The organism is Halostagnicola sp. A56, assembly GCF_000691505.1.
Lineage (GTDB): Archaea > Halobacteriota > Halobacteria > Halobacteriales > Natrialbaceae > Halostagnicola.
The window spans coordinates 174,863-187,628 of sequence record NZ_JMIP02000025.1; the positions used below are offsets into that span (position 1 = coordinate 174,863).

Consider the following 12,766-nt stretch of genomic DNA (forward strand, 5'->3'; position numbering starts at 1 on the left):
TTGCATCGTCTCTGGCGTCCAGCGCTTCGACTTCTTGCTTCGACCCCACAAGGGTCCGTCTGAAACACTTTACGCTCGACTGGGTGGGATCGGACGTACAACTGCTTCGACCCCACAAGGGTCCGTCTGAAACAACGACTCGACTGGTTCCTCGAGCACATCGGCGAGTCGCTTCGACCCCACAAGGGTCCGTCTGAAACGCGTACTCGCGAGCCGTATCGGCGCGCAGGCCGTCGAGCTTCGACCCCACAAGGGTCCGTCTGAAACCAGCGGTTCGATCCCCACGCGTCGCGACAGTCGGCGCTTCGACCCCACAAGGGTCCGTCTGAAACCCCGGACTTCTCGGCGACGTGGGTGCTAAATCACGCTTCGACCCCACAAGGGTCCGTCTGAAACTATTTCCTCGCTCATTCGGTCGGCGAACTTGTCCGCGCTTCGACCCCACAAGGGTCCGTCTGAAACCTGCAGACATCACAATTCAGCAGGCACACTAAAATGGGCTTCGACCCCACAAGGGTCCGTCTGAAACGCGGTGACGCCGCGGGTGATGCGCCGGCCTTCGAGGACGCTTCGACCCCACAAGGGTCCGTCTGAAACCATCTGATTCGTCACCGTCGTCTGCGCTGTAGGTCACGCTTCGACCCCACAAGGGTCCGTCTGAAACCACGCAAGCAGACAGCACCTACCTCGACTCCGTCGAGCTTCGACCCCACAAGGGTCCGTCTGAAACTCGTCAACGAGATCGAGTCGACGTCGGAGACGATCGAGCTTCGACCCCACAAGGGTCCGTCTGAAACCTGGGGAGTATCTTGCCACAATCGCATTACTCAATTGGGCTTCGACCCCACAAGGGTCCGTCTGAAACAATTGGGACCAGCAGACGCTTCCCGCAAACTATCAAGCCCCACAATTAACAAAGATACCGCTTTCGTGCCAACTTCAGAATATCTGAATTTTCCTGCCATAGATCTTCAATCACAACAAGAAATTCAAGAATGGGACTATGAAGGTGCAATTACAGCATGGAAACCGGTAGTTGCAGGGGATCTATTGTATGTGTGGGGGTCAGAAAACCCACAAGATGGTTTAACATTACATGCTGTAGACCCAAAAGACGGTGACGTAGAATGGACTTTTGATACTAGTGGTGCGGAGGATCCTGGAGTCCCAGTTATTCTAGATGGCTTAATCATATTCGCAGATGATGGAGAAAAACAGATTACAGCTCTGAAGGATCAATAGAAGTACAGGTACATGGGGAAAGTGGCAGAAGTCCTCAGATGTCGGAGACGGCGTAGGTTGTCCCGCGACTGGTCCCTGTTGACGTGATCAGGTCGTATTTGTTCTCCAGGGCACTCAGATACCGACCTCGCGTCGTATCTCCTCGTGGATTATGTGAGCGCTCTTCATATGTCGATCGCAGTTCGCTCGCGGATATCTCTCCAGTTCGTTTGATAATATCGTAGAGTAACCGCTTGTGCGTTCCCAGCGAATCGATGTGGCCTTGTCGTTTCTCTTCCATTGCTCCAGTTTCAACGGCGTCGACATCTCCGACTGTGATTTCCGACCGATCGTCGTGCATCACGCGCATGGTCGCTCGCCGAAGGAGGATGATCGCTTCGCGTGCATCCCCAGCTGCTTTGTTCGCGATGTACTCAACGACGTAGCTGTCGATCACTCCCGGCTTCAACCCTGCATCGACTCGAGACCAGAGGATATCTTCGAGCTCATGTTGCTCGTATCGGCGAAGGGGGATCTTCTCACACGCCCGGAACCGGGATTTGACTCGCCCCTCGAATCGCGGATCGCTGAAAAAGTCGTGCTCATCGATCGTAATCATCACCAGGGTCACGTTCGGAAGCTCCGACAGTCCGATCAGCGTGGTTTCGTCATCGAGCACGTCGACCTCATCGACGATCGCGACGATGTGGTCGTCGGAGTCACGAATGCAATCGAGATACCGACTCGTCGATACACCGTCCTTCGGCAAGCGCTTTCCCAAACCTGAATCGTTGACTAAGCCGTGGAGAACATCGGTTTTCGCTGATGCAGACATGCAATTGTGGTATGCATCCTGAACGCCGAACGATTCTTCCTGGAGCTTTCGAACGACGAACTTTGCGAGCGTCGTCTTGCCTGCACCACTCGGTCCGAAGATAAACGAGTGCTCCCCCGAGAGACCGTGGACAAGTGGATTTAGCTCCCCCACGAGTTGATCGATCTGTCCTTCCCGATGCTCGAGATCCTGTGGAACGTAGGCCGTCTCGAGCGCTCGAGCGTTGTTGATCATACAAGTCATCTATCCGGACTATCAATAAATCGTGACCGTCCGGAGTGAAAGTGATTCTACTTTCACTGCGTTACGCGATCGCTTATTAATCTATAGACAAATCATCAGGTGCAATGCCAGACGATTCCGAAAGAAGATTCAGAGAAATCGAGCGCGAGATCTCAGACTTACAAGACGATGTGGGACGAAATGGTTCTCGAAGTTTGAGTGACCAGATCGGCCAACTGGAAGACCAAATCAACAACCTTGAACGAAGAGTGAAAGACATAGAGAGAGCATTTGACGGTCGGTAGTCAGAGCCAGTCGACCTTTTTGCGTTCGCGCTGCTGTGCTTCGGGGCTGTAGCTGCCGCGATAGTGCTCGAGGAAGGTCTCGAGATCGTTCCACCCGCCCCAATCACAGACCAGCAGCGGATCAACGTCGTCCGACGCCAGTGCTGTCGCCCAGGTCCGTCGGAGATCGTGATATCCAAGATGGTTCCAACCAGCGTCCCCCGTCTCATCTCGTAACTGGTCTGCAGCTGCCCGGAGCCATCGTCGCAGTGAGCGCGTCGACGTGATCTCGACGAGTGCCTTCCCTCCTGGAGCGTCACGGTAGTCGTCAATGGTCTCGATCGTCGTTGCGAGGTCGCGCGGGACCGGTGTCTCGCGGAACTTATCGCCTTTCCCGTGCCAAACTCGGAGCATCGTTCCGGCCTCGGTATCAACGATATCGTCTGGCGCAACGTCCAAGACCTCGTGAGAGCGGAGGCCACATCGAGCCCCGAGTTCGAACGCGATCCGCTGCTGGGTTCCATCGGTCGCCTCGAGCAGTTGTTCAACTTCGGTCTGGCTGAGCCAGACTTTCATATCGTCTCGCTTCTCGTGCTGTTGTAGATTCATGTCCGGAATGCCAGCTACCCGGTCAGTTTCGAGGGGAGGTGGTAGTTGTTTCGGTGGTTCACACTACGTTTCCGGTGCCGATCGAGGCGGTCGGTGTCCGACTTTGGGAAACTTCTCGGACACGAATGTATCGGCTGCTGATACTACGCCATACGAGGTTCTTGCAGATCTCCCTGACTGGGCTTCGTGTAGACGACCCACAGGGTCGACACGAGAACGATCGTAACCAGCCCGTGCTCTCCCCCTCGGAACAACCAAATAGCGACCAGCGGACCGAGAGCGAGCCCTGTAATCGTCGGAGCAATCTTCGCGGCTCGAAGCCGCCATCGCGGAACTCCCTCACTCCAGTTGACCGAGACTGCCGGCTGCATGGAATTGGCATGGAATCGAAGATCGTCGGCGACGCCTCGAGCTGCAATCCAGTGGGTCAACTCGTGGAGCACGATCGCGGGCAACAGCAAACAGACGCCGGCCAACTCGAAGAGACTCCAGAGTCTACCAAACATATCGTCTGAACACCTCGAAGATCGCGGCTGTAATGCCGATCACCATGATCCCGATCGCGGTCTGCTGATAGTCTCCTGGAAGCACGCCGAACAGCACACTGCTCAGTAGAATCAACACGACCGTCGGTAGCGCCATGTCGCCCGACTGAATGTACATCCCGATCATGAGTGCGGTGCCGATCAGGAGGCCGACCAACGCTTCCCCCGCAAAGCTGCCCCAGACATCGATGATAATCTCCATCCAGGCTCCGGGTCCCTCTCCGAAGCGTTCTATGGGAATATCTGGACCAACTGTCTCGTTCATCGGATTGGCAGTCATAGGATTTCGAACCCCCTGACGATCTGTGCTAATCCGAGTGCAATCACGATCTGGATGACTCGACCGGCGAGCGACGCGAACCAGCCTGGAGCGCCGATACTGCTGAGCGTTGACGGCAGGAACACAACGACTCCAAGCGCCGACTGCACCATACTCAGCGCTGCGACAGTTGATCCAAGGAGACTGTCTCCACCCTCATCTGGATCAAACTGCCCTGACTCCGCGTCTGAGGCTGTGTCGTTGAACTCTCCTTGAATGCCCGAGTCTGGGCTGTGACCCAGCTGCGGGCCAACTCCAGAGAGTGTTACCATACTAAACGCGAGCGCGAATGCCAGTCCGAGTGTGAGTAGTGGCATGAGTTTCATACGAAACCTCCATCGCCCTGTTCGGCGAATTTAAACAGCACTGCGACAACTCCTGCAAGCATCAACATCGGGTACGGGATCGAGAGCACCCCAAACGCGGTCAGACCGAAGGCCAGAACTGAGACGACCAGACCGCCCGTCCGACTCATCGCCCCTCCGAATAGGGAAGCTGTGCCGACGATCGCGAAGAGGCCAAACGCCTGTAACCACTTCGGATTCAACGGCCAGTTGAAGCTTCCAATTCCACCGACAGGGATTGAATCGGAGATCGTCTCTCCATCCCGATTGATCTCGTATTGGATCACCCAATTCGTTGAGGCGTCGTCGCCCTCGAGTGGGATTGTGTCCTGGAACTCGTTCACATCGATCTCAGAAACCCAATCCTGCAGTACGTTGCTCTCATTGTACTGCTCTACGATCCGATAATCAACTCGGTCCGTGAGATCGTCCTCATCTCGGTAGCTGACCTGAATCTCCTGAGCATCGTCCTCTCCTTGTGTGGATGCATCGAAGACGTAGCCACTGTCTCCAGGGGGACCGATATCGACTTGGCCGGTCTCGAGTGTGATGATGTCATCCGTTACTGGGGTGAACGCGCCCAGAGAGCGGCTTTGGCCATCTCTGTTCTCAACGGAAAGTCGATAGCGTTCACCATTCTCGAGCGTATCCGATTGCTCTCCGTCTGCTCCGAAGTACTCTCCAGCGATATTCCGATATTCAGTGTTCTCCTCACCGATCGGCTTTTGGACGACGAGACGGGTATCGGAATCCGGGAAAGCATCCGTGCGGTCATTTAAGCTGAAGGTGATCAATGACGAATCAGCGTCCGTTGATAGGAGATAGACGGTCTGTTGATAGAGAATCGAATCGATATAGATCGATCGAGTTTCGTATCCCTCAGTGCTGACAGTGATGACGAACTCTTCGTCGGTTGGTAACCCGGAGAAGTCCACCACACCATTGGTCGTCGTTCTGGTTTCGACCTGTTCACTGTCTCCTTCTGGGAAGAATCGAACTTCAACCTCTTCTCCATCTGCACTTTCGATAAGTTCTTCAGTCTGTTCGTCTCGGATCTCGAGCTCATCGGGAGCGTTCTGAATCGAGATCTCGTTGCTCCCTGTCTCAAGGTCATCCAGCGTGACCGATCCATCTTGGACCTCAGCGGAGTCGACAATCTCTCCTGATTCTGTGTCGACGATCTGAACGCCTGTGTCTTCCCCAAGATCGTGCAGCGTGATCTCGAAATCATACCCAGTTGCATCGTACCGGATATCCGTCGAATTGTCGCTGATATCGATATCGCGGTATTCAAACGAGTCGAGTTCACCCTCGATTGCCACATCACTTTTTCTCGTCCAGCCCGATCTCGAGCGGTGTCCCGTCAACACTCAACTGATCGAACGACGTGAACTCTTCGTCGAGACCAGATACCGACGCCTCAGTTGATCCATCCGATGACACAGATCCATGCGGGTAGAGATCGACTGTATTCGAATCTGGGAACGGCTGTTCGGTCGTGAGATCAACATCATCCTCGAGGGTTACTTCAGGACCGTCGCTTGCGTTCAGGTGTGTACCATCGGTCAGAACGTATTCGCTGGTGATTCCATACGCTAGTCCTGCTACACCCAAGAAAAGGATGAGACCTAACGCTATCATGCGGCGGTTCATCGACCATCAACTCCATTGTGACACATGTTTTTTGTATGGTCAATGTCGATTGCCTACATAGTCTAATTAGTTTGGTTTATTTATTATATATTACTCATTTAAGTTATTTAGTGGATGAGATATCCAAAACTCCGAGTTAGAGGATGAAATCCTCTCAAGGAAATACAAACCGAAAACAGCGCCACCTAGGATTATTGGTATGTATACGACCGGCAACTACAGCTCAGAACTATTCGTCTGATTGAAAATCCACAACCCCGAGGCTATTGTCTGTAGCCTTCTCGTAACCAACTGTCAGAAACACAACCCCAAGCGATGCACCGACCAAGACCGCCATGGGGTATGAGTGTGCGTTGACAACCCACTCAAAAAGTAGCCACTGCGGGATTTGGATCGCTGCAAGTAGCGCAAAGCCAGGACAATCCCTGACCCAATGGGCCGATCCGAAATCGATATTTGTATCTCCCCTACCAGAGGCCATGCCTACCTCAATACACTCTGGATTAATGGTTATTCCGGGGGATATCCGCGTGGAGGGGGCATCAAGAAGATTAAACTGATATTACGAGGAACAGCAGCCATGGCCGAGTTGTCTGAAGCAAACTTATCTCGAGGCTCGTTCGCGTTGCTATGTTTGATTTGTGCGTCGTTTCTGATTTCGTCGATTTTCCCCCGGCCGCTCGGGTATCTTGCAGTAGCGGGCTCATTGGTGGCGGTCTGTCTCTGGCTGATCTCAGCTGACAATCTCGAAATTACCGCACCAAAACCCGCGGTGGGCCTCTATGCACTCGTCCTCGGATTGATGGGGATCGGAACAATCCGGAATCCCTCGATGGGTGCAATTGCCCGTCTGGCTGCCTTTATGGCCGTCACAAGCCTCATACTATTCTTGCTCGTGCATGTTGTTGATTTCACCAAATTCTGGCGGTGGTTCGGTCTTGTGTCGGCGTGTCTCGTCATAATCGCGTCTCCGACATTATTTATCGAGCAAATGGCGATCGGGCCAGTGACACTCACCGATTGGACGACGACTACCCCGATCGTGGGGACGAATAATATCACCTCAATATTTGTGAACCCAAACATGCTTGGCCTTGTTTGTGCCTTCGCGATCGTCGGTCTGGTAACGACTCAGCAATTAACGAACCTCACACTCACAATCGTTGCGGTTAACGCCATCGGGCTGATCGCATCCGGTGGCCGGGCAGCACAAGCCGCGACAGTCGCAGGCTTAGGAGTTTACGCGACCGGGTTTGTGTACAACCGATACGCAACAACGCTCGTGACGATGTCCGCACTCGGTGGCATTCTGTATGTCTTCCTGGCACTATTCGGCGCTGTCCCCGGACCGGAACTGCTCGAGACAGTCTCCCTGACCGGTCGCAGACAACTGTGGGTAGCGGCGGCAGACGCGATCGCCAAACAGCCCCTGCTCGGCTATGGTGCAACGGATACAACTGCTGTCTTAAACCAATACCTCGGCGAATCACGATTCGCGGGCTACACCTCACACAACTCGTTCTTCCGAATGGCTTTGTCCGGGGGCGTGTTCGCGGCCGTCGCGTATCTCGGGTTGCATATCTATTCGCTATTTCAGAGCGGCTCGAGCAGCGACGGACTCGCGAGTCACGCAGTCCTGTGGGTTGCAGTTATTGCCCAATTGTTCAACGGCTCGAGTATTTTCGGTCTATCGCCGAGCTCGATCCTCTTTGCGGTTGCGTTAGGATGGGCGCTTAGAACAGTAGTTGAGTAACCGCGCGCTATCCGTTTCCGGTTCCTGCGGACGCTAAGGCACGGAGATAGTCCGTTCCACTCGATCCAAACGCATCGATATCTGAACTGTCGCCGAAATACCAACAAGGCTCCACAAGCGTGTCTGAAACTTGGATACTGTTTTGCACTCTGCTATAGCTATCCGTCACTGACTGTACAATAATGTTCCCTGGCCCACTATCTAACCGCACACCGTTTGTATTTCCAATATCTTGGATATTTTGCACATTTCCGATATATGTTGGACTAGTCCCGTTAACCCAGACAATATAACTCGGAGCTGTCCCCTCGGTAATCTCGTAGCTAACTGAGTAGACATTCACCCGTGTATCTGTGTAAAGGGCTTGCTGCGCCTCGCCGCCGACGTTTACTTGTCCGATTTCCCAAATCCCTTCTTCGAGATAGACTGGAATATCATTAGATGATAGATAGCTCTCTATAACACCAACTCGAGTGAGTGGGTTGCCCGTTCCGGTGACGTTCAGACCCCGTCCGGTGCAGTTGGCCCCAAACCGGATATAGTCCCAATTTGACACCCACGGTCCTCCTGTGGTGCATTCGATAATGCCGGGACCGTTTGAATAGTCGCGGATGAATAGTGATCCAATGTTAAAATGGCCAACAGAGGCGTCGAACCTGATTGCTGGGGTATCTCCTGATGGACCAGCCAATTCAAGATTATCAAGCTTGCAGTATTGGCACGCGTCATCGGCTATGAATAGCGGTTGCGAACTATCGGTATGATTGACATGGCTTCGGGGATGGTATCCACGAATTTCGCATCGGCCGTAGTCTGTTAGCCCACCAGGAGATGAGATGCCATGGGGTAGCAAGATCAAACCCGACCCATTCCCCGTATTATTGATGGCGTCGATTGCGTCTTGTATCGGGGTTGCAGTACTTGACGGGTCGATAGCTGCGACAACGCTTCCGCTCGATATTGCCCGAACCTCAGACGGATACCCGCCATCTAAGCTATCTGTACTGAGCGACGCTAACTCGAGATGGTCATCGGTCTGATACAGATCGTCGACGTAGATTGCACTCAGGGGACTATCTGGTGTCCCGATCGTCCCACTTCCCTGCTGGGCTGCTGCCCGCTGTGTCGCTCCGTACGCTCCTGCCCCAGCGCCGAGTGTTGCAACTCCGAGTGCACTAAGGACGCCCCGTCTCGAGACGTGAGTGTTCTGCTGCGCTTCGAGTTCGTTGACTCGGTTTTCGAGTTGTTCTATTCGTTCCGCCGGTGAGCTCTCTGTCATGATTATGAAATTGTAACTCGTGCTGCTGCCGGGACTCGTTCGTCCTCGAGGCCCGGCCGATCGATACACGCTTCCTCCTGCAATCGCTTGAGATCGTCTGTTGTCATCGTATCCTCCGTTGTTCCTGTTCGCGTCGCGTTCGCTGGATCGGTCCGACAAGCACCCAGATCAGGATGCCAACCAGGAAGATCGGGACGATCCACCACATCAGTGAGCCGACCAACTCGTGGATCGACGAGAAGGGTCCATCACGGAATCCCGACTCCCCTCCGAATTCGTAGATCGGGTAGACGACCGCGTCGATCACGATCGCCAAGATCGCGACGCCGATGATCATGCTGAGTGCTGCAGCAATCCGTCTGAGATGGGAGAACATCTGTTAGAATCCCCCCGTTTGTGAGCGCTGATAGACGGCTGCCGCGACGATCCAGATCACCAGCGAGAGGAGTACGATAAACGGAAACCAGATGGCAGTCATCGTCAGCTGGCCAGCATGTGACGATGGCCCGACACCGAAGCTCTTGATGATCCCGGTTATCGGTCCCATCACCCGCCAAAAGACGAGGATGAGGATTGGAGCGACGAGGAACGTGATCGCCGCGCGTAGCCAGACTGAGAACATTAGGACCACCACTCGCTGTTGTCTGAGTCCGAACCCCAGAAATCGTAGTCGTAAGCGCTATCGAAGTCGAATCCGAGATCCTCTGCCTCTGCGATACCAGTTTCCCACGCGGCGTCCTCCGTCTCGAAGTCGAAGAACCCGTCGCCGGGATCCTCTGGGTCCCACTCTGGGAACGGGACTCGTGGGCGTGTGGGTCGCCCTGATCGAGTTATCGTCTGCTGCATCATCTGCGAGGGTTGTCCCATCGACATATCCATCGCAGTTGGTTGCTCGAGGACACTCGCCGTCGCCGTTGGCTGCGACATCGCGGTCATCGTTGGTTCGTAGACCGCGGTATCGGCTGCCGTAGCAGACGACACTCCGGCGATCATCGAGTCTCCGTACTGCTGATCCATCCCGAGCATTTGCTCGGTCGTAACGTCCGAGGACAGATCTCCAAAGACCTGAGACAGATCCTGTGACCTCGTTGCTGCTGTGGAACCAGCTTCGAGAACTGTTCCGCTGTCGTTCGGTGACGCGAAAACAGTCTGCCTATCTTGCGAGCCAGAGTCTGCACCGACGTCGTCAACGGCAGTTGCCGTCTCCATCTGGTTCGGGGATCCAAATGTTTCCGTAGCCGTTGGATCTCCGAAAACACCTGTCGAAGAGTCTTGCCGTTGTGTCTGCTGCATTTGCTCACGGGCGCGCTGGAGTTCACGCTGATACTCCGCTTGCGAGCTGAACATGTCTTGACTCGCGCGCACTCGCTCAACGGGAGTGGCATCTGGTCCAGGTCCAGCTGGTTCCGAGTCAACCAGTTCCTGGACCATCTGCTCTTCGCGACGACGGAGTGCCTGCTGGTACGCTTCGTCGGACTCGAAGGCTTCTCGTGGCGCTGTCCGTCCTTCTGGAGTTGTGGCTTCTGGATCGGCTGGTCGTTCGCTGTCCGGGAGATCAGATGTTGGTCGCTGTCGCTGGATCGTCAGATCCATCTGGCCGCGATCGGGACCGCGACTGATCATATCTCCTCGAGGCTCGAAATCTAAGCGCCGAATCTGAGAGACGCCTCGAGAGACAGCCGCTGGCGCCGCATATGCTACGAGACCTCCGCCAGCTACACGGGCCGATGAAACAACAGGCTCTTCGGCGAATGCTTCTCCAGCTGCCTGTCCAGTTTCGACAGTCGCTGCTCCTGCATCTTGAGCGCGGCCGCTCCAGTATCCAGCTCCGAATCCAGTATCGAGGACTGTCGATGTGTAATCGAGAGGCTCGCTTTGGAAGTCCTCAAAACCCATCGTCGCAAGCTCGTCGGCTGACTCTTCCTGAAACTCTGCAGCGGCTTTTAACTCGTCTCGAGCAGCGACAAGAGTGTCTCCAGTAGTCAATGCTGCTCCTGCTGGATCAACGGTTGAGGTTCCTGTCTCAACAAACGCTCCGACAGTCTCATCGATATCAGCATCAGTTTCTATCGATCGACCGCTGGTGGTTGAGAGATAAACTGGCTCACTTGGGAGATACTCTTCGACAGTTCCACTGATGGTCTCTGCGCCGGACTGCCACCAATCACTCGCTGATTCGAGCGCTCTTCCGAGGCGTCTCTCTCTTTCCTCATCGATCCGTACACCAAGCTCGCCACTGTCGGTTTCGACAACATTGACCTCGGATCGCTCGACGCCCTCCTCTTCTACCACTTGATCAATAAGGAGATCCTCTTCGGCATCGCGATCGAGGTCTGGAACGAACTGTCCGTCCTGCTCTACGACATCGAATTGGCTCTCATCGATGCTCAGTTCTTCCGCGAACTGGTCGCGTGCAGACTCTCTTTGGAACTCTGTTTCGGCCGCCTCACTGAGCTGGTAATCAACCTCCTCGCCACTAATATCGACGTTTTGGATATCTTCAGGATCGACTGTTCCAGGCTGTTCCTGTGAGTACTGTTCTGCAATATTGGCCCGTGTCTGTTCCTTCTGGTACTCTTCAGTAAACTGGATTTGCGCTTGTCCATCAGACAAGTCAACACCCGCGACATCCTCATATTCGACACCGCTCAATGGATCTTCAGGAGGACCTTCGACGAACGGAATGGCACTTCTCACCCTCCCCGTTATTCTGCTTAATGGGTTTTCGTCCTGCTGAGTGGGGTCGTCGAGTTCCGACTCGAGATCTTCGAGAAATTTCTCTTCTCGAGCCTCTTCGGAGAGGAAGAATTCTAACTCCTCTTCGTCGAGCTCGGAGTAGTCGTAGTCTTCGTAATCCCCCTCCAATTGGACATCGGACCTGTCGACGCCTTGTTCGTCGGCGATCTGTTGGCGCTGCCGATCGATGGCAGCGTCTCGAGCGACATTAGGATCGACATCTGTCTGGATACTTCCAGAGTCAACTGAGACATCGACCGCTCCAGGATCAATCAAGTCGTTGAACTGGTCTTGGGCAACTCGCTGTTGGATTTGTTCGCGACCGCTATCCGAGATTCCCGTTACTTCGAGCTGTCCATACTGTGTGTCGGTCTCGAGGTCATCAACCGAGACGCCAAGATTCTCAGCAATGTCACGTTTGGCTTGATACTCTTGATTTGTCTCACTTACATTTCTTTGAAACTGCTCTTCGGCCTGGACGGTTCGATCGATGATATGGCTATCATTCTGACGGAGTTCTTCGACGTAGGCTTCTGGATTCTCCTCCGCACGCTGATATTCATCCTTGAAGATCTCCTGAGCCTGTCGGATCTCATCTGGCTCAGGGATGGTCATATCGTCCTCGTAATACCTCGCGTATTCGTCAGGGTTGATATTCATCAACTCCTCTGTTGGGTGTTCAGAGGTACCTCCTCCTGACGTGATGATCGGGCGGAACTCGTCCATTTCACTGGGACGAGTAAAATCCCAGATGATGTTAGTAGCCTCAAGATCGCTCATCAGGTAATCCGTTCCAATCTCGTCACGGATTATCTCGAGTTCGCGTTCAGGGATCGGTCGCGCCTGAATCTGATCGCCGGACTCGTCGAGTACGACTTCGTCCTCGCTAATATCGTACTCGTTGGCAACCTGCTCAACCAAGTCTTCCCTCGCTCGCTGAGCGTCGATTTGCGCCGCCTGAGCCTC

At 54.2% G+C, this 12,766-nt stretch carries 12 protein-coding genes and 1 CRISPR repeat array (1 of these 13 only partly in view); of the genes, 2 read left to right on the plus strand and 10 right to left on the minus strand.

Features of this window, described 5'->3' with window-relative positions:
- Positions 1-865: a CRISPR direct-repeat array (repeat unit 30 nt; unit sequence GCTTCGACCCCACAAGGGTCCGTCTGAAAC); it begins 30 nt to the left of the window's first position.
- A gap of 65 nt (positions 866-930) precedes the next feature.
- The gene (locus EL22_RS17555; RefSeq protein WP_156184193.1) at positions 931-1,242 is read left to right on the plus strand and encodes a hypothetical protein; all 312 of its coding nucleotides are present in this window, start codon (positions 931-933) and stop codon (positions 1,240-1,242) included.
- A gap of 34 nt (positions 1,243-1,276) precedes the next feature.
- On the opposite strand, the gene EL22_RS14955 is transcribed toward EL22_RS17555, so the two are convergent.
- The 6 genes from EL22_RS14955 to EL22_RS14985 form a co-directional block, all read right to left on the minus strand.
- Positions 1,277-2,290: a Cdc6/Cdc18 family protein gene (locus tag EL22_RS14955; protein ID WP_050052217.1), complete on the minus strand. Its 1,014-nt coding sequence runs from the start codon at positions 2,288-2,290 to the stop codon at positions 1,277-1,279.
- Between the two features lie 293 nt (positions 2,291-2,583).
- Entirely contained in the window at positions 2,584-3,171 is a 588-nt protein-coding gene (locus EL22_RS14960) for a site-specific integrase (protein ID WP_050052218.1), read from the minus strand.
- Between the two features lie 495 nt (positions 3,172-3,666).
- A complete protein-coding gene (locus EL22_RS14970; protein WP_050052220.1) occupies positions 3,667-3,996 on the minus strand; it encodes a hypothetical protein in 330 nt (109 codons plus the stop codon).
- A complete protein-coding gene (locus EL22_RS14975; RefSeq protein ID WP_050052221.1) occupies positions 3,993-4,361 on the minus strand; it encodes a hypothetical protein in 369 nt (122 codons plus the stop codon). The genes EL22_RS14970 and EL22_RS14975 overlap by 4 nt, the downstream gene beginning before the upstream one ends.
- Entirely contained in the window at positions 4,358-5,701 is a 1,344-nt protein-coding gene (locus EL22_RS14980) for a hypothetical protein (protein WP_050052222.1), read from the minus strand. The genes EL22_RS14975 and EL22_RS14980 overlap by 4 nt, the downstream gene beginning before the upstream one ends.
- A gap of 1 nt (position 5,702) precedes the next feature.
- A complete protein-coding gene (locus EL22_RS14985) occupies positions 5,703-6,032 on the minus strand; it encodes a hypothetical protein (RefSeq protein WP_156184194.1) in 330 nt (109 codons plus the stop codon).
- Positions 6,033-6,465: 433 nt separating this feature from the next.
- On the opposite strand from EL22_RS14985, the gene EL22_RS14995 reads away from it, so the two are divergent.
- Positions 6,466-7,785, plus strand: a complete 1,320-nt coding sequence (locus EL22_RS14995) for an O-antigen ligase (RefSeq protein ID WP_156184195.1) — start codon at positions 6,466-6,468, stop codon at positions 7,783-7,785.
- A gap of 7 nt (positions 7,786-7,792) precedes the next feature.
- Here EL22_RS14995 and EL22_RS17560 read toward each other — a convergent pair whose 3' ends face one another.
- The 4 genes from EL22_RS17560 to EL22_RS15010 form a co-directional block, all read right to left on the minus strand.
- The gene (locus EL22_RS17560) at positions 7,793-8,341 is read right to left on the minus strand and encodes a hypothetical protein (protein ID WP_156184196.1); all 549 of its coding nucleotides are present in this window, start codon (positions 8,339-8,341) and stop codon (positions 7,793-7,795) included.
- Positions 8,342-9,167: 826 nt separating this feature from the next.
- Positions 9,168-9,440: a hypothetical protein gene (locus EL22_RS15000; RefSeq protein WP_156184197.1), complete on the minus strand. Its 273-nt coding sequence runs from the start codon at positions 9,438-9,440 to the stop codon at positions 9,168-9,170.
- 3 nt (positions 9,441-9,443) lie between these two features.
- Entirely contained in the window at positions 9,444-9,686 is a 243-nt protein-coding gene (locus EL22_RS15005; protein ID WP_156184198.1) for a hypothetical protein, read from the minus strand.
- Positions 9,686-12,721, minus strand: coding sequence for a hypothetical protein (locus tag EL22_RS15010; protein WP_156184199.1), 3,036 nt, complete (start codon positions 12,719-12,721; stop codon positions 9,686-9,688). Before EL22_RS15010 ends, EL22_RS15005 begins: the two co-directional genes overlap by 1 nt.
- Between the last annotated feature and the right edge of the window lie 45 nt (positions 12,722-12,766).

What these genes read in the sequence shown, in the direction of transcription:
- EL22_RS14985 (WP_156184194.1), bottom strand. Translation starts at nt 6,032, where the DNA reads ATGAACCGCCGCATGATAGCGTTAGGTCTCATCCTTTTCTTGGGTGTA.
- EL22_RS15000 (WP_156184197.1), bottom strand. Translation starts at nt 9,440, where the DNA reads ATGTTCTCCCATCTCAGACGGATTGCTGCAGCACTCAGCATGATCATC.
- EL22_RS15005 (WP_156184198.1), bottom strand. Translation starts at nt 9,686, where the DNA reads ATGTTCTCAGTCTGGCTACGCGCGGCGATCACGTTCCTCGTCGCTCCA.
- EL22_RS14995 (WP_156184195.1), top strand. Translation starts at nt 6,466, where the DNA reads ATGGGCCGATCCGAAATCGATATTTGTATCTCCCCTACCAGAGGCCAT.
- EL22_RS14960 (WP_050052218.1), bottom strand. Translation starts at nt 3,171, where the DNA reads ATGAATCTACAACAGCACGAGAAGCGAGACGATATGAAAGTCTGGCTC.
- EL22_RS14970 (WP_050052220.1), bottom strand. Translation starts at nt 3,996, where the DNA reads ATGACTGCCAATCCGATGAACGAGACAGTTGGTCCAGATATTCCCATA.
- EL22_RS14955 (WP_050052217.1), bottom strand. Translation starts at nt 2,290, where the DNA reads ATGATCAACAACGCTCGAGCGCTCGAGACGGCCTACGTTCCACAGGAT.
- EL22_RS14975 (WP_050052221.1), bottom strand. Translation starts at nt 4,361, where the DNA reads ATGAAACTCATGCCACTACTCACACTCGGACTGGCATTCGCGCTCGCG.